A 17,107-nucleotide genomic window follows, 5' to 3' on the forward strand; every position below is an offset into this window, starting at 1 on the left:
CATGATCCAATACGTCCTCCAGCTCGCGCTGGCTGGACTCGCGCAAGGGAGTCTCTACGCGCTGGCTGCCTTGGGTTTGGTTGTCATCTACAACGCCAGCACCGTCGTCAATTTTGCACAAGGCGCCATGGGAATGGCAGCGACGTACGTTGCGTACTTGTTGCTCACGAACGCTCAGGTTCCGTTCCCCGTTGCCTTGCTCGGCGCGATCCTGACCGCATTTCTCATCGGCGTCGTGGTTCAAACCGTTCTGCTCGGCCGAATCGCCGACGCGCCGATCCTCACGCAAGTGGTCTTGACTCTCGGGCTCTTCATGTTCATCGAAGGAATGCTCGGAATATTCTTCGGTTACAATCCGCGGCCGATGGCGATTCCGCTCGGCATCGGGCCGGTGCTCATCGGCGGACTCGTCCTACGGCCACAAGACGTCGTCGAGCTTGCACTCTTAATCGTGCTCAGCATCGGCTTAGCTACGTTATTCCGCACGACGAAGATTGGTCTGGGCATGCGGGCGATCACCGAAAACATGTACGCTGCGCGTTTGATGGGGATCCCGATCGGGCGCGTGCTCTCGCTTGCATGGGGCATCGGCGTGATGCTGGGCGGCGTTGCAGCCGTGCTGGCCGCACCGACGACATCCGTGACGCCGAACATGATGGACACGATCGTCGTGTATGCATTTGTCGCAGCAATCCTCGGCGGCTTCGGATCACTGCTCGGCGCGGTTATCGGTGGTCTCGTCCTCGGCGTCATCGTCAATCTTATCGACGCGTTTCTTGCGCCCGAGCTCGCGATGTCAATCGTCTTCGGATTGCTGCTCGTCATTCTTTACGTCAAGCCCGACGGTTTGTTCGGGCGGCGAACGGTCGAAAAGGTTTGAGCATCCGGCGCGACGTCGTTGCAATCGTCTTCGTTGCAGTCTGTGCGCTCCTGCCGCTAGCGCTTCAGGCGATAGGACAACGCCAAGTCTACTGGCTGTTCGTCGTCTCCGAATTATTTATATTCGCAGTCGTAGCGATCAGCTTGGATCTGTTGATGGGACGAAGCGGACAGATCTCTCTGGGACACAGCGGATTCTTCGCCGTCGGCGCATATACGGCCGCGATATTGAACGAACACTATCGAGTTGACGTCGTGCTCAGCTTGCTGGCGGGCGGATTGCTTTCAGCGCTCGCGAGCTTGATCGTGGGACTCCCGGCGACGCGTCTGCGCGGACACTATCTCGGCATCGTGACCCTGGGCTACGGCATCGCGGTCGACCAGATTGCGCTGAAATGGGACGCGCTCACAGGCGGCGACCAAGGGATTCATCTGCACCAACCGACGTTCTTTGGCTTAAAGATCGGATCGCCGGTCGCAATGTACTATATCTCGCTTGCCGTGCTGGTCGTCGTCATCGTTCTTACGTGGAATCTGCTTCGTACGCGGATCGGACGTTCGTTCGCGGCGATTCGTGATAGCGAGGTCGCAGCCGCAGCCATGGGCGTGCCGATCGCGCGGACCAAAGTTCTGGCGTTCGTCTGCAGCGCATTCTTGGCCGGAGTTGCGGGGGCGCTGTACGCATTTCTCGCTGGTTTCGTCGCGCCTGAAGACTTCGGCATCGATCAAACGCTCTTGTTCTTCGCGATGGTCGTGATCGGCGGGATGGGATCGATTGCGGGCGCAATCGGTGGGACCGTTTTGGTCGACGGGCTGCGCGTCGCAGCGTCCACCGTGAGCGGCTTGTCGCTCGCAATCCTGGGCGGCGTCATCGTTTTGGTCGTGTTGTTTGCGCCGAGCGGCCTCAAGGGGCTGTTGCGCGTAAAGCCGAGGTCCCGATAATGCTGACGGTACGCGGCGTGACCGTCCGTTTCGGCGGCCTTACGGCGGTCAATCAGTTCGACATCGACGTCCCCGGCTCGGGCGTGTTTGCGCTCGTTGGTCCGAACGGTGCAGGAAAGACGACGTTGATCAACGCGCTGAGCCGCGTGTGTCCCGTCTCGGAGGGCAGCATCGAGCTAAATGGACGCGACATTCTCGCCTTACGCTCGCACGAAGTCGTCGGCGCCGGAATCGCACGCAGCTTTCAACGCGCCGAAGTCTTTCCGACTCTCAGCGTCATGGAAAATCTGCTCGTCGGATTGCACGTTGACATGACGACCGGCATCGAGGGAGCGCTCTACCTACCCGCAACGCGTGCACAAGAACGTGATGCGCAGGCGCGAGCGGAAGAGCTGTTGCGCCGTCTCGATCTTTGGGGCGATCGGGATCAGTCGCCCGCCGATCTGCCGTACGGTCATCAAAAGCTGCTCGACGTCGCGCGCGCAATTATCTCCGACCCGAAGGTGTTGTTGCTCGACGAGCCTTTCGCGGGGTTAACCGACGCGGAAACTCCGCAACTGATCAAGTGTATCGTCGATGCCGGCGCGCGTTGCGCAGTTCTGATGATCGAGCACCATTTCGAACTTCTGGAAAGCATCGCCGAGCGCATTACTGTGATGGATTTCGGACGAAAAGTTACCGAGGGACCACCCGCGCAGGTTCGTATCGATCCCGAAACCGTGCGCTGTTATCTGGGTACGAGCCGATGCTGAAGCTCGAGAACGTCCACGCATATTACGGACACGTTCACGTCCTGCACGGCATCAGTCTCGAAGTCCCGGACGGAAGCGTCGTGGCGCTGTTGGGTGCGAACGGTGCCGGAAAATCAACGACGCTGAAAGTGATCTCCGGACTGATTCGTGACGTGCGCGGCTCGATTTCGTTCGACGGGGAGAACATCACGAGGCTTGCTCCCTCGGCAATCGTGCGTCGCGGAGTTGTTCACTGCCCGGAAGGGCGCCAAGTATTTCCGGGCTTGACCGTTCGCGAGAACCTTAGCCTCGGGACGTATGCGCGCGGAAGCATTTCCCAGCTCGATCGCATCCTCGAGATTTTCCCAGCATTGCGCGATCGTCTGCAACAGCTTGCGGGCACGCTCTCGGGCGGCGAGCAACAAATGCTCGCGATGGGACGGGCGCTGATGGGAGAGCCGCGTCTCCTCATGCTTGACGAACCAAGCCTCGGGCTCGCGCCGTTGATCGTCGAGCACATCTTCGAGATCATTGCCGGCTTTCGGGCGCAGAATATTTCGGTGCTGCTGGTCGAGCAGAATGCGAATCTTGCGCTCGAGTTTGCGGACTGGGCCTATGCACTATCGCACGGTGTTATTCGGTTCTCCCACGCCGCGAGCGACGTGCGCGGCTCCGATTTGGTAGAACGTGCGTATTTAGGATGAAAAGATTTGACCGCGGGAGACACAACTTGATACCATCATTATACGGTTTAATATTCCGTATAGTGAGACAATTTAGGCGGGAGGTTCGGTTCGATGATTCGCAATTCGTGGTATGTCGCCGGTTTGTCGCGTGGCTTCAAATACGAGCTTCAAAAGAAGATCATAACGGCGCTGCCGATTGTGATGTGGCGAACGCAAGAGGGCAAAGTCGTCGCGTTCGACGGACGCTGCTGCCACAAGCGCTTCCCGCTGTGGGACGGCAAGCTGCTGGACAACGGCATCTTGCGTTGTGCATATCACGGATTGTGCTATGACGGCGAGGGTAAGTGCGTCGACATTCCAATGCAACGCGACTTCCCGATTTCTCCGGCCGCGCAGCTGCATCGGTTCCCCGTCGTCGAGCAAGACGGGCTCGTTTGGTTGTGGCCGGGAGATCCGGCGAACATGGGCGACATCAAGCCGCCACGCATTCCGGAGCTCGCCGACCCACGCTACGAAGCGGTTATTTCCGATCCGCCTCTGCGCGTTCGCGCGAACTACCGGTTGTTGATCGAGAATCTGCTCGACATCACGCACTTCTTTCCGTTGCATGACGGCAACATCGGTGACCTTGCAAACTCGATGATCCCCGTTGGGCTGGTCGAAGACACCGTCGACGGCAATCCCAAAGTCATGACCACGCGCGAAGCCAAGAACTACACGCTGCCTCCCTACTACCAGCGTTGGTTCGGGCTGGATGTCGTCGATCGCGACCACACGCACGGCATGATGGGCCCGGGTCTCGTGCGCGTGCAACTGCGCGTTGCGCCGCCCGGAAAGCTCGGTACGGACGAAGAGGAAGGCTACATACTGTGCCACACCGACACGCCGATTGACGACGTGAATCTCGAGTGGCACTGGATCATGATTACGAAGGCCGGAAAACGTTTTCCACCGGATCGCTCGATGACGCTCGCGCAAGGAATGGCGTTCGAGTTTCCGGCCGTCGTCGCGCAAGATGAGTGGGCTTTGGCTCGGCAGCAACAGATGCTGGAGTTCTCCGATGGCTTCTCGGATGGGGCAACCTACCGTGAAGTAAACGTCCGCTCGGACGTCGGCGTGGTTCACGCGCGTCGCGTGCTTGCACGGATGGAGAAGGCTGAGGGGAACGACCTCTTCGGCACGCCGGCATCCTCGCTCGAGATGGCCAAGTACGCTACGGACCTAACGCGGGCAAAATAATGAAAGTCGTCGTCGACATGAAGGCGTGCATGAGCAACGCGCTGTGCATGATGGCCGCGCCTGAAGTCTTCGAAGTGCGCGAAGACGGCATGCTCTACATTCTGAACGAAACGCCGCCCGAGGAGCTTCGTGCAAAGGTTGTGGAGGCAGTGCGCCTTTGCCCGACGCAGGCGATAACGATCGAAGGCTAGTGAGTCTCCGATCGGTCGTTATCGTCGGGGCCTCGCTCGCGGGGCTCGCTGCTGCACATCGTTTGCGCGACCTCGCCTTCGACGGAACCATCACGATCGTTGGAGAAGAAGAATCTCCTCCATATCAGCGTCCACCGCTTTCGAAACAATTTCTTACCGGGGACTGGGAGCGGCCGCGACTCGATCTGCGCATTCAACGTCAGGATTTCGATTGGCGGCTCGGCGCGCGCGCCACGGGACTTAACGTCGCCGAGCGGCGCGTCACGCTGGCATCCGGAGAACATGTGCCTTTTGACGGCCTCGTCATCGCAACGGGCGCACGTGCGCGCGCACCCGCCGGCTTCGCCGGGCGCAACGGCGCATACACGCTTCGCACGGTTGAGGACGCATCCGCGATTCGCGACCGCATCGCGCGCGGCGCGCGCAAAGCCGTCGTCGTCGGCGCGGGGTTCATCGGCTGCGAGGTCGCGTCGTCGCTGCGCAAGCTCGGTTGCGATGTGACGGTTGTTGAGATGGATCGGCTTCCGTTGCTGCGCGTGCTGGGCGAACGCTTGGGCGAGGTGTGCCGTACGCTCCACGAAGCACACGGCGTGAAACTCGAACTTGGCATCGGCGTCGACGGTTTCGCCGGTAGCGATGCGATCGAAGGCGTCCGTCTGAGTGACGGTCGCGTCATCGAGGCCGAAATCGTGATTGCCGGCATCGGCGTCACGCCCAACGTCGGTTGGCTCGAAGATAGTGGTCTCGACCTGCAGAACGGCGTCCTTTGCGATGCAACCGGGATGGCGGCGGAAAATATCGTGGCGGCCGGCGACGTCGCGCGTTGGGATCATCCGCGCTACGGTCCGGTTCGGATCGAACATTGGGACAGCGCGATCGGGCAAGGCGAGGCCGCGGCTGCGACGCTCATCTCGGGTCGCGAGCGCGCTGCGGCATTCGACATGACGTCGTTCTTTTGGTCGGATCAATACGAAAACAAGATGCAGCTCGTCGGGATGCCGCAGTCCCCAGACGAGCTACGCGTCGTGGAAGGCGCACTTGACGAGCGCCGTTTCGTTGCCGTCTTTCTGCGCGGCGGTCGAGTCACCGGCGCATTTCTGTACAACAGCATGCACCGCGTCATCGCGTATAAAGCGATGGTCGATTCGAACGCGCACTTGGAGGCAAAAACCGCATGAGCGATCTGCACGCACCGCTGCAGGGGCTGCGCGTGCTGGAATTCGGACACATTGCCGCCGTCCCGTTCTGCGGAATGCTCCTCGCAGATCTCGGCGCCGACGTCGTCAAAGTCGAGCCGCCGCAAGGTGACGGTCTGCGAACCTGGCCGCCTTTCGCCGAAAATGATGGCGAGAGTTACAGCATGAACTTTGCCGCGCTCAACCGCGGCAAGCGCAGCGTCGTTGCCGACCTGAAGAATCCCGGGGACCTCGAACGCATTCGCCGGTTGTGCGCGGTTACGGACGTGATCATCGAAAACTACCGGCCCGGCGTTTTGGATCGGTTAGGCTTGGGGTTCGACGAGGTCGCAAAACTGCAAAGCGAGATCGTCTATTGCTCGATCTCGGGGTACGGGCATCGCGGGCGTTATGCCAAGCGCGGTGCATTCGACGTCGTGATCCAAGGCATGTCGGGTTTGATGAGCGTTACCGGTGATGAAGATGGCGAGGCCGCGAAGGCGGGTGTTCCGGTCGGGGACATGACCGCCGCGCTGTACGCGGCGTATACGATCCTTGCGATGCGCGACGTTGCAAAACGCGAGCATCGTGCCGTTCACTTGGATTGCCCGATGCTGGATTGTTTGCTCGGCATTTCCGGATTGCAGACCAGCGAATATTGGGGCACGGGCATTTCTCCCAAGCGATTGGGCTCGGCCCATCCACGCAATGCACCGTATCAGGGATATCACGCAAGTGATGCGCCGTTCATTATTGCGGCCGGCAACGATTCGCTCTGGGAACAAGTCTGCGAAGCGACCGGGAAACGCGAGCTGCTCGCCGATCCGCGTTTTTCGACAATAAGCGATCGCGCGCGAAATCAAAAAGAGCTAACGCAAATCTTGCAGCCGGTCTTCGTTACGCGCACGTCGGCCGAATGGATCGCCGAGTTCGAGAAGCGCGGTGTGCCGACCGGACCAATCAACTCATTTGCCGAGATTCTGGCAGATCCTGAGCTCGCAAGGAGCGGACTCGTCACCGAATTCGACGTGCCGGTAGCCGGCAGGAGTAAAACGGTCGCGTATCCGGTGCAGATTAATCAGACGCGGCCGCCAATGCCCCACGCACCGCCGCGCCTGGGCGAACACAACGACGAAGTGCAATCCGACTGGCTCACTAGCCGCACCGGTGCCCAAACATGAGCCACGGCGTTAGGATCGCGCACGAGTCTGCGCATCCGGGCGCGGTTCGCATCACGCTTGATGACGTGCAAAACGCGAACGCTCTCTCGCCTGAGCTCGTAGCGCAGCTTGATGAAGCATTGCAAACAGCTTGCGGCGAAACGACACGCGCGATCGTGCTGCAAAGCTCGGGGACCCGCTTCTGCGCGGGGTTCGGTCTTGCCGATATCGATCAGGTCGACGATGCGACGCTGGCTGCGCGCTTCGTTTCCATTGAGACGATGCTCGAACGAATTCGCCGCGCGCCGGCACTGACGATAGCGCTCGTCAATGGAGTCGCAATGGGCGCGGGCGCGGATCTCGTTGCGGCATGCGATTATCGTATCGGGACGGAGCGCGCTCGCCTCGGATTCCCAGGCTCGCGATTCGGCGTCATCTTGGGGACGCGTCATCTTAGCGGCTTGATCGGCGGACAGCAAGCGCGCGAAACGTTGATCGAGGGAAAAATCCTCGATGCGCACGCCGCGCGTGCAAACGGTCTGCTCAGCGAGCTGTGCGAGCCGGAACGTCTCGAGGCTCGCCTCGATGAGATTCTTGCGAAGGCTTTGGAATTTGACGCCGAGACGTTGCGAACGATCCTTCGCCTGACGCGTCAGTCCGCATCGGGCACAGATATGGAAGAGCTGCAGCGCGCGACGGCGCGTAAGGGTCTCGCGGAGCGCATGCGTGCGCATACGCGTAAGGTTTTGCCAGCAAAAGCAAAGGAGAGTTGAGGATGGCGCAATCGACCACGTCCGCTGCCAAAACGCTTGCCGTCCTGGAATGCATCGGTCTTTCCGGCAGCCGAAGCCTGTCCGAAATCGCCGCGGAGATGAAGCTTCCGAAATCGACCTTGCTGCGGCTCATCGGGATTCTGGTTTCCAAAGGCTTCGTTCGCCGCACGGCGCACGGCGAATATGCGCTGGGTCTGAAGATGTGGCGCATCGGCTGCAATGCCGTGAATTCCGAAACCGTGCGCGATGAGGTGATACCGATCTTGCGCGATCTCGTCGAGCGGACCGGCGAGACGGCGCACTATGCCGTCTACGAAGACGGCTACTCGGTGTATGTCGAGAAAGTCGATGGACTACACCCGATTCGCTCGTACACGTCCGTCGGTGGGCGCTCGCCTGCCTATGCGACCGCAACGGGGAAAGCGCTCCTTGCGTGGCGTCCCGAGAACGAGATCGTGACGGTCGCCGAAAGCGGGAAACGTTTTACCGCGAGCACGCTCGTCGGCGTGAAAAAGATCGTTGCGCACATGGCCGAGATTCGTCGCATCGGGCACGCCGTCAATCGGGGCGAGTGGCGCGAATCGGTCTGGGGAATCGGCGCCCCGGTTTTCGATCGCTACGGCAAGGTGATCGCCGCGGTCGGCATTTCAGGTCCCGGCGATCGCGTCGAGCCGAGCATCACAAAATTTGCAGAACATGTCTGCTCTGCGGCACACGACATCTCACGCCGGCACGGCGCGTTCGAACGAGTCTCTTAAGGCGCCTCTTTCGAAGACGTGGGTCCGAGGCGCCATTCGTAAGCGGCATATGCGTGCACGCTCTCGGGTGCAAGTGCGCGGCCAAACGACCACAGCCACGCGTGATACTTTCCGATATCGGAAATCATGCCGACGCCGATGTCCGTGTAACCGGGTAAGGTGATGCCTTGCGGCGTTTGGCGATAGAATTCCACGCCGACGTTCGTCGCGCCGACGTCACGCGTGATCGCGATGCCCTCGTGCCAGGACAAGTCGCCGCCGGCCTCACGATCGAGCTGTAACCCTCCACCGCCGAAGATCGTCCACTTGCCCCACGTTTTTTGCCCCCAAACAGGTAAAAACAACGTGCCGTGTCCTTCGCCTAGACCCGTCGCCGCATTACCGGTTGCAACCGTTACGGAGGGATAGAACGAAATTTGCGGCCGTCCAAGCGTCTCCGGGACGAAACGATACTTCAGTCCGATCTCGAGATCGCCGATTCCATTGCCGGCTGAAGAGCTTGACGACGGGATCGATACCGAAAACTGCGTGTTAGGCAGCACTCCGTAATTGAATTCGAGCGTCGCCGCACTCGCCGCAATGTTTTCTAAGATCCGATGATAGTCACCGTAGAGATAGATTTCGTAGTTTCGGTAATCCGTCGGCTCAGGATCGTCGGTCTCGTACGGTGGACCCGCATACGCGAACGCGTGAAGCGACAGAAACGCGCACATTGCGAAAAAGAAGATTCTGAGATGATGGCGGCGCCGGGACATTAGTGCTCCTTAGGCTTGGGTTCGGCCCACCTGACGGGTTGCGTTCACGAACAAGATGATGATCGCTCCGAGGATCAAGAGTGTAGAACCAACCATGAAGCCTGCGCGCCACGAGCCTGTACGATCGACGAGGATTCCGAAAACCAGAGGCGACAGGATGCCCGCGACACCAAACCCAGTGTTCATGAAACCCGAGACGGTTCCGGCAAAGTTCCGTCCACCCAAGTCCATCGCGACGGCCCAACAATTGGATACCGCGCATTCGAGCATAAACATCGCGAGAGCAAACAGGATGATCGCGAGAGCGACGTTGCCGGCGAAGAGCGCCGGGACGATGAACACGACCGTGCCGATGAAAGACACGGCAATCAGCGTGCGGCGCGCAAGGTTGAGGCTTCCGGTGCGCTTGTAGATCTCATCGGAGAGCCAACCGCCGACCAGATCGCCGGGGACTCCGCCTGCAAGCGGTACCGTTACTGCGAGCGCAAGTGCTCCGAATGCAAGGTGACGCGCCTCCGTCAGATACGTCGGCAGCCACGTGATGTAGATCCAAAATGTGTAGCCGTACGCGAAATATGCGAGCGTCAAGAGCCAGATATCGGGGCTGGCAAAAATCTGACCCCACGGAACAGCTCGCTGTTGCGGCGCCTCAGGCGTCGTCGATGCCGCGCCTCGGATGTACGCGAGCTCTTCCGGGTTGACCCTAGGCACGTCTGACGGTGAGTTGCGGTACATGACGTAAAAAGCGATAGCCCATGCGAGCCCAAGTACTCCGAGGATGAAGAAGACGTATCGCCAGTTGCCGGTCCACACGACGATCGCAACGACGATCATCGCCGATACTGCGCCGCCGCTGCGCGAGCAGGCATGCAATATCCCTTGCAGCGAGCCGCGCATTTCCTTGGGAAACCATGCCGATAGCGCGCGCGTCGAGACCGGGAAACCGCCCGCTTCGCCAAACCCGAACAACAGACGCGCAATGAACAACGTCAGGAAGCTAGTCGCAGCACCGGTGGCAGCGGTGAACACCGACCACAGCGCCATGAGAAACGTCAGCACGCTGCGCGGACCGAAACGGTCGCCGAGCGTACCGCCGACGATTTGCAGCAGCGCGTAGGTCGTCGCAAAGGCCGAGAAGATCAAACCCATCGTCGCTTTGTTGAAGTGAAACTCTTTGATCATCGCAGGAGCGGTGACAGAGATTGCCGTGCGATCCAGATACGAAAGGAAATACAAGATGCAGATAAGCGTGAGGATCGCGTAACGTACATGCGACGCTCCGACCGCGCGGGTCGCGGGCGCCATTGTCTGCTGGACACTCATCGTGTTTTGGCCCTTTCCGTAGAAGATGTGAGAGCCGAGTGCAGAACGCGCGCGACGTGCATCGCCTCTCTGTGTGCGCCGTCGTGGATTTGATGCCGGCAGCTTGTGCCGTCGGCGACGATGAAAGCGGAATCTCCGGCAGCACGAACTGCCGGCAGCAAACTCAATTCAGCCATCTTCATCGAAATGTCGAAGTGGTGAGCGTCGTAGCCGAACGTTCCCGCCATGCCGCAGCAGCTTGACTGGACGGTCTCAACCTTGAGTCTTGGAATGAGCGCGAGGACGCGCTGCGCAGGCGTCAGTGCTCCGAAAGCCTTCTGATGACAATGACCGTGGAGCAACGCACGATGGGTATCGCCCGGCAGCGCCTGCAGCTTCAGTGCGAAGCGCCCGGCCTCGAGCTCGCGCACCAGAAACTCTTCGAACAGAAACGCTTGCTTGGCGAGTGCCTGCGTTCCGGCGCCCGGCAGCACCGAGAGTGCTTCGTCGCGAAACGTCAGGAGACACGACGGCTCGAGTCCGACGATCGGCGTACCCGCCGCAACGTACGGCTGCAGCGTTGCAACCGAGCGGCGTATCTCCGTGCGAGCATCGTCGACCAAGCCCGCGGAGAGAAACGTGCGGCCACAGCAGAGCGGCCTGCGTTTGTCCACCGGTGCCGGCACGATGACGTTATAACCGGCCGCCTCGAGCACATCGCGCGCGGCCCACGCGTTCTCGGGTTCGAAGTACGTGTTGAACGTGTCGACCAACAAGACGACGTCTTTTGCTCCGGTTGGTGAGGTGGCGCTCGAGGGGTCCCAGTGATCGAAGACATCGCGCCGCCACGCCGGGAGGGTTCGGCGTGCGCTGATTCCGGTGACGCGTTCCGCAAGATGGCGCGCCACGGATGATGTGGCGCCGGCTTGCAGTAGCGGCGCAATGCGCCTTAGTGCTGGAGCGTAGCGCGGCAAATTCGCAACGAGACGATCTTTGAGACCGAGGCCGTGCTTGCGGCGATACCGGTGCAAGAACTCCAGCTTCATTTTTGCCATGTCGACGCCGGTCGGGCATTCCCGCCGGCAGCCTTTGCACGAAACGCAAAGATCAAGGGTCTCGTACATTGCTTGCGAGGTCAGCGCGTCCGCGCCGAGCTGTCCCGAAAGCGCGAGACGCAGCGTGTTCGCTCGGCCACGCGTCGTGTGTTCTTCGTCTTTCGTGACCATGTACGACGGACACATGAGGCCGTCGTCTTTGCGGCATGCTCCATTGTTGTTGCACATCTCTACGGCCCCGCTAAGGCCGCCCGGCCATGCTGACCAGTCGAGCGTCGTGTCGAGCGGCAACGCGCTGTACTCAGGCCGATAACGAAACAGCGTGCGATCGTCCATGCGCAATGGGCGCACGATCTTACCCGGATTCATGACTCCGTTCGGATCGAACGCGTCCTTTACGTCTTCGAACGCCCGAACAAGGCGTTCGCCGAACATTTCGGCGTGAAACTCGGAGCGCAGAATACCGTCGCCGTGCTCGCCGGAATGCGAACCCTTGTATTTGCGGACGATTGCAAACCCTTCTTCCGCAATGCCGCGAAATTTCGCGACGTCTTCCGCGCTTTTCATGTTGAGAACCGGCCGCACGTGCAAGCAGCCCACCGACGCGTGCGCGTACCACGTGCCTTTGGTTCCAAAGCGCTCGAACATGTCGTTCAGCTCTTGCGTGAATTCGGCGAGGTCGGCAAGCCCGACGGCACAATCCTCGACGATCGAGACCGGCTTGCCGTCGCCCGTCATCGAGGACATGATGTCGAGTCCGGCTTTGCGAACGTTCCAGATATCGCTTTGATCCGTGTTCGAAATCAGGTTAACGACTGCGCCGGAAAGGTGCAAACCCTCCATCACGCCTTCGACGTCATCGAGTTTGCGGGTAAGCGCAGACGCGTCCGAACCGGAGAACTCGACGAGTAAGAGCGCATCGGGTTCGCCGTGCACGAACTTCTCGATCGTCGGACGGAAGATCGGAATGTTGCGCGAGAGATCGACCATCGTGCGATCGACGAGCTCGACCGCGGATGGCTGCAGAGCGACCAGATGACGCGTGGCGTCCATCGCGGCGTAGAACGTCGGGAAATGACAAATCGCGAGCATGCGATGCGGTGGAATGTCGGCCAGTCGGAGCTCGATCGACGTGAAGAAGCCGAGCGTCCCTTCGGATCCGATGAGGACCTTGGCGAGGTTGTGGCCCTTCGGCGAGATCGTGTCTATGTTGTAGCCGCCGACGCGTCGCAACAATTTCGGGAAGCGGAGAGCAACCTCGTCCGCTTCCCGTAGACCGATATCGCGGAGCGATTTTGCGATACGGCCATAGCCGTCATCGGGCAACGCGCTGAGGTCTGCAGGCAATTCGCCGAAGCGGAAGCTTTCGTTTGAGGGCAAGATCGCCTCGATGGCGAGGACGTTGTCGACCATGGTGCCGTACTCGATCGAGCGTGCGCCGGAACTGTTGTTTGCGGTCATGCCGCCAAGCGTCGCGCGGCTCGCAGTCGACGGATCGACCGGAAAGAACAGCCCGTGCTTTTTTAATTGCTTATTGAGCTGATCGAGAACGATGCCGGGCTGCACGACGGCGGTTTTGGCTGCGGCGTCGACGCTCAACAGCGCGTTGAGATGTTTGCTCGTATCGATGACGACGCCGGTGCCGATCGTTTGACCGCACTGCGACGTCCCGCCGCCGCGCGGTACGATCGGCGCGCCGAGGTCAGTGCAGATCGCAATTGCGGCTTTGAGAGAATTCAGCGACGCCGGTACAACGACTGCCGCCGGTTCGATTTGGTAGATCGACGCATCGGTGCTGTAACGGCCGCGGTTGAATGCGTCGAAGTAGATGTCGCCCGTGACCTCGCGCCTCAGCCGTGCTTCGAGCAGCTTGGAGTCAAAGACGGAGCTACGCTCAGGGCGTGCCGGAATGGCGCGCTGTTCTGCGGTTCGCACTGCTTGCCGGCTAGGCCGTGGCCAGCGTCGCGATCTTGGCTTGTTTCGAGTCGCTAAGGTATTTGAGAGCGGCGGAAACGCCGTCGCCGTGCGGAATGTTCATCACATCGAGACCCATCTGCACGCCGCACAGCGTTCCGGCCAACATCAAGTCGTTGAAATGGCCGAGATGTCCGATACGGAAAACCTTGCCCTTGAGTCGTCCGAGACCGGTTCCAAGCGACATATCGTAACGATCGAGAATTGCCGCTCGCAACTCGTCTGCATTTACGCCGTCGGGGACGACTATTGCCGTCAGCGAATTCGAATACTCGCGCGGATCGGCCGCCAGCAGCTCGAGATTCCAGCCGCCGACGGCGCGGCGTGTTGCTTCACCGTGACGCGCATGGCGCTCGAATACCGCGGACAGGCCCTCCTCGTGCAGCATCGCAATCGCCTCGCGTAGTCCGTACAACATGTTGGTGCTGGGCGTATAAGGCCAGAAACCATTTTGGTTCGCCTTGATGATCTCGAGCCAACCCCAATATGATTTACCGAAGCGTGAACGCTGCGCCGCGTCGAGCGCTTTTAGCGATACGGCGTTGAATCCAAGGCCGGGAGGCAACATCAAGCCTTTTTGTGAGCCACCGACCGTTACGTCGACACCCCACTCGTCATGACGATAATCAATCGATGCGAGTGAAGAGATCGTATCGACCATCAAGAGCGCCGGGTGACTCGTGCGATCGATTGCCGCGCGCACGTCGGGAATACGTGTCGTAACGCCGGTCGAGGTCTCGTTGTGCACGACCATGACGGCCTTGAACTCGCGCTTGGTATCACGTTCGAGCCGCCGCTCGACTTCAGCCGCGTCGACACCGTGTCGCCAATCGCCGGGTACGAATTCCACGCTGACACCGACGCGTTCGGCCATTTCACGCCAGAGCGACGCGAACCAGCCCGTTTCGAACATGAGGACTTTGTCGCTGGGCGAGAGCGTATTGACGAGCGCAGCCTCCCACGCTCCGGTGCCCGAGGACGAATAAATGATGACGGGATTCTGGGTTTGGAAGATCGTCTTAATCCCGGCCAAGACTTCGAGTCCGAGCGCTGCGAATTCAGGGCCCCGATGGTCGATCGTGGGTCTGTCGATGGCGCGCAAAACACGGTCGGGGACGTTGGTCGGGCCGGGGATCTGCAGAAAGTGGCGCCCAGTCGCGGTCGGCATGTTTAGTCCTACCTTCGATGGAATGGGGACGTGTAGAATAGTACGGTGGACTGTCTTATGAATATTGCATTCAATATTCGACTAATGCAAGTCGAAAGCATATCTATATGGTTTCCGCCGGCCGGCCGCCGCTCGAGAGCCGTTTGACGGCCCGGGCTATTGCCCGCACCTCGCTGCACGACGAGGTCGTTGCCCGGCTGCGGGAGATGATCGAGGAAGGAGAGCTTGACGCGGGCGATCGCATTCCCGAGCGCGAGATCTGCGAGCGCTTCAAGATCTCCCGGACGCCGCTGCGCGAGGCCCTTAAGGTGCTGGCCTCCGAGGGACTCGTGGAGATCCACCTCAACCGAGGGGCTCGCGTCACACAACTGACCGAGAGCGCGGTCCGAGAGATGTTCGAAGTGATGGGTTCGCTCGAGGCGTTGGCGGGGCAATTGGCTTGCGAACGCATGTCCGATGCCGCGATCGCCGTCGTCGAGAACTTGAACCGCAAGATGGCGCAGTATCACGACAACCACGATCTACGGTCGTATTTCCGATTGAATCGAGAAATCCACGAGCGAATCATAAGAGGTACTGATAACTCACTGCTGTTGGGTTTGTACATGAATCTGAATGCACGCATTCGTCGAGCACGCTATGCGGCGAACCGCACGCAACCGCGTTGGGATGAGGCTATGCACGAACACGAGAGCATTGTGTCTGCGCTCGTGCAGCGCGATGGTGCGGGCTTATCGCAGATCCTTCGGACCCATCTTTCGCATACGTGTGACGCGATCGTCGGGATGTTGCGAAAGATGAGTGGCGATGAACCGGTTGCGGAGAGTGTGCTCCCTGCGGCAATCAGCCGCGCACGGAAACGAGCAGCGCGCTCCTAGTATTTGTACTTGAAGGCCATCTCCCAGCGTGATGCGTTGGTGTCGGGTAGTGCGAGGCCCGAACGAAACGCTTTCGTGCCGTTCATATACTCGATACCGATGTCAATTGGCTTCATCGGACTCCAAATCGTGTTGATGTGCAACGTTCTCGTGAGCGCCGGTTCAGAATCGGTGAGCGGAAGAAACGAGAACCACTGCATGGCGTAGGTGCCGTAGCCGACGTTTGAGCGGAACTCGGCACTCCACACGTGCAGCGCGTAGATTGCAAGTCCGTGCGAGTTGGCTGCGTAGATCTGCTGATTGGGCGTATTGATATTGTTGATCTGCGCGCTCGATACCGGACCGAAGTCATCGGGCGAATAGCGCTCGATCCCGCTACCGAACCACGTTTCACCACCGACGGCACTGTATTGTCCGAGGTTCAACGTACCGCCGACCAGCATGCCGCCGCCGGTCGTCATCGTGCGGTGGTAAGCGCCATCGTCGTATGCAAGTTTGCGCCAGACACCGGAGACTTGGAGGTGTCCAGCCTTTCCGCCGACCTCGTATCGCGTTTCGAAATCCGGTACCGGATTGTACGCCGATGCACTCTCGACATCGCTCGCGCTGTCGCTACCGGCATAATCGGTGGCCGGGCTGTTGGCCGCGACCGCAAGACTTCCGATACCGAGCTTGTGCGTGTATCGAAGCTCGAGCACTTGTTCCGCCGGAACCCCGGTCGGACCCGAAAGGTCGAGACTATCCATCGAATCGGGGTCGTCTTGGAACAGCGACCACTGCTTGCCGATGCGGAAACCGCCGAGCTCGCCCCACGCTTCACGCACGCGTGGTGTGTAGTTGTTGTTCTGGATCGTCTGCCCGGGACCGTTTGCCTGGCTGTTAAAGAAGTCCATCGAGAAGAACGTCTTCAGCGTTCCCAAATGGTCGCTGGGCGTCTCGGTCGCGATGTTGATTCTCGTCAGCTTGCCTTGGGCGTGAAAGGTTCCGGCGGTTTGTGCTTGCGCACCGCTCGGTGGCAGAATGTTTCCGACTTGGAACTTGTCGCCTAGATTTTGCTGCGGATCGTAAAATGTTTGGAGGTCGACGAAGCCGTCGATCTTGATCGACGTATTTGTGCCCGGGACTTTGAATGAACCGGGGAATGATCCGGTCGATACCACTTTATCCTGGGCGGCCTTCGTTTCGAGCTGCTTTTGTTGAGCCTGAATGGTCGCGTCTTCGGCCTGCTGCGCGGCTTCGAGTTTTTCGAGTCGCGCTTTGAGCTCTTGAATTTCAGCGTCGCGTTCGGCCGCTGACATGCTCGCGCCGGCCGGAGCCGCCGACGAGCTTGCTTGCGCGACCGTGTTGTCTGCGGCTCGAGCGGAGGTCGAAGCCACGATCAACGCGGCGCCGAGCACGCTCATAAGAGTAAACGATAAAAGAACGTTCTTTCGCATTCTGG

16 protein-coding genes are annotated in these 17,107 nt (G+C 60.0%); 11 read left to right on the forward strand and 5 right to left on the reverse strand.

The window, feature by feature from the left end:
* Position 1: 1 nt before the first annotated feature.
* From VGG22_00485 to VGG22_00530, 10 genes are all read left to right on the forward strand, one after another.
* Complete coding sequence (locus VGG22_00485) at positions 2-880, forward strand: branched-chain amino acid ABC transporter permease (protein HEY1726838.1); 879 nt, start codon at positions 2-4, stop codon at positions 878-880.
* Positions 877-1,821 carry a branched-chain amino acid ABC transporter permease gene (locus tag VGG22_00490; protein ID HEY1726839.1) on the forward strand — a complete coding sequence of 315 codons (945 nt, stop codon included), beginning with the start codon at positions 877-879 and terminating at the stop codon, positions 1,819-1,821. The genes VGG22_00485 and VGG22_00490 overlap by 4 nt, the downstream gene beginning before the upstream one ends.
* Positions 1,821-2,573, forward strand: a complete 753-nt coding sequence (locus VGG22_00495) for an ABC transporter ATP-binding protein (protein ID HEY1726840.1) — start codon at positions 1,821-1,823, stop codon at positions 2,571-2,573. Before VGG22_00490 ends, VGG22_00495 begins: the two co-directional genes overlap by 1 nt.
* A complete protein-coding gene (locus VGG22_00500; GenBank protein ID HEY1726841.1) occupies positions 2,567-3,256 on the forward strand; it encodes an ABC transporter ATP-binding protein in 690 nt (229 codons plus the stop codon). Before VGG22_00495 ends, VGG22_00500 begins: the two co-directional genes overlap by 7 nt.
* Positions 3,257-3,349: 93 nt before the next feature.
* Positions 3,350-4,477 carry an aromatic ring-hydroxylating dioxygenase subunit alpha gene (locus VGG22_00505; protein HEY1726842.1) on the forward strand — a complete coding sequence of 376 codons (1,128 nt, stop codon included), beginning with the start codon at positions 3,350-3,352 and terminating at the stop codon, positions 4,475-4,477.
* Positions 4,477-4,668: a ferredoxin gene (locus tag VGG22_00510; GenBank protein ID HEY1726843.1), complete on the forward strand. Its 192-nt coding sequence runs from the start codon at positions 4,477-4,479 to the stop codon at positions 4,666-4,668. The genes VGG22_00505 and VGG22_00510 overlap by 1 nt, the downstream gene beginning before the upstream one ends.
* Positions 4,668-5,846, forward strand: coding sequence for an FAD/NAD(P)-binding oxidoreductase (locus tag VGG22_00515; GenBank protein ID HEY1726844.1), 1,179 nt, complete (start codon positions 4,668-4,670; stop codon positions 5,844-5,846). Before VGG22_00510 ends, VGG22_00515 begins: the two co-directional genes overlap by 1 nt.
* Positions 5,843-7,024 (forward strand): CaiB/BaiF CoA-transferase family protein, encoded by a 1,182-nt coding sequence (locus VGG22_00520; GenBank protein ID HEY1726845.1) that lies wholly within the window; start codon positions 5,843-5,845, stop codon positions 7,022-7,024. Before VGG22_00515 ends, VGG22_00520 begins: the two co-directional genes overlap by 4 nt.
* Complete coding sequence (locus VGG22_00525; GenBank protein ID HEY1726846.1) at positions 7,021-7,776, forward strand: enoyl-CoA hydratase/isomerase family protein; 756 nt, start codon at positions 7,021-7,023, stop codon at positions 7,774-7,776. Before VGG22_00520 ends, VGG22_00525 begins: the two co-directional genes overlap by 4 nt.
* Before the next feature lie 2 nt (positions 7,777-7,778).
* Positions 7,779-8,534 carry an IclR family transcriptional regulator gene (locus tag VGG22_00530; protein ID HEY1726847.1) on the forward strand — a complete coding sequence of 252 codons (756 nt, stop codon included), beginning with the start codon at positions 7,779-7,781 and terminating at the stop codon, positions 8,532-8,534.
* Here the strand turns inward: VGG22_00530 and VGG22_00535 are convergent.
* The 4 genes from VGG22_00535 to VGG22_00550 are packed head-to-tail and all read right to left on the reverse strand — an operon-like array spanning position 8,531 to position 14,788.
* Positions 8,531-9,289 carry a hypothetical protein gene (locus tag VGG22_00535; protein HEY1726848.1) on the reverse strand — a complete coding sequence of 253 codons (759 nt, stop codon included), beginning with the start codon at positions 9,287-9,289 and terminating at the stop codon, positions 8,531-8,533. The two genes, VGG22_00530 and VGG22_00535, sit on opposite strands and share 4 nt — an antisense overlap.
* 9 nt (positions 9,290-9,298) lie before the next feature.
* A complete protein-coding gene (locus VGG22_00540) occupies positions 9,299-10,612 on the reverse strand; it encodes an MFS transporter (GenBank protein HEY1726849.1) in 1,314 nt (437 codons plus the stop codon).
* Positions 10,609-13,581, reverse strand: coding sequence for an FAD-linked oxidase C-terminal domain-containing protein (locus VGG22_00545; protein ID HEY1726850.1), 2,973 nt, complete (start codon positions 13,579-13,581; stop codon positions 10,609-10,611). The genes VGG22_00540 and VGG22_00545 overlap by 4 nt, the downstream gene beginning before the upstream one ends.
* A 10-nt stretch (positions 13,582-13,591) precedes the next feature.
* A complete protein-coding gene (locus VGG22_00550; GenBank protein HEY1726851.1) occupies positions 13,592-14,788 on the reverse strand; it encodes an aminotransferase class V-fold PLP-dependent enzyme in 1,197 nt (398 codons plus the stop codon).
* Positions 14,789-14,895: 107 nt separating this feature from the next.
* Here VGG22_00550 and VGG22_00555 point away from each other — a divergent pair, with 107 nt between their 5' ends.
* Complete coding sequence (locus tag VGG22_00555; protein HEY1726852.1) at positions 14,896-15,666, forward strand: GntR family transcriptional regulator; 771 nt, start codon at positions 14,896-14,898, stop codon at positions 15,664-15,666.
* On the opposite strand, the gene VGG22_00560 is transcribed toward VGG22_00555, so the two are convergent.
* Entirely contained in the window at positions 15,663-17,102 is a 1,440-nt protein-coding gene (locus VGG22_00560; GenBank protein HEY1726853.1) for a DcaP family trimeric outer membrane transporter, read from the reverse strand. The two genes, VGG22_00555 and VGG22_00560, sit on opposite strands and share 4 nt — an antisense overlap.
* Positions 17,103-17,107: the final 5 nt, after the last annotated feature.

The sequence above is a fragment of the Candidatus Baltobacteraceae bacterium genome (assembly GCA_036489885.1).
GTDB lineage: Bacteria > Vulcanimicrobiota > Vulcanimicrobiia > Vulcanimicrobiales > Vulcanimicrobiaceae > JAFAMS01.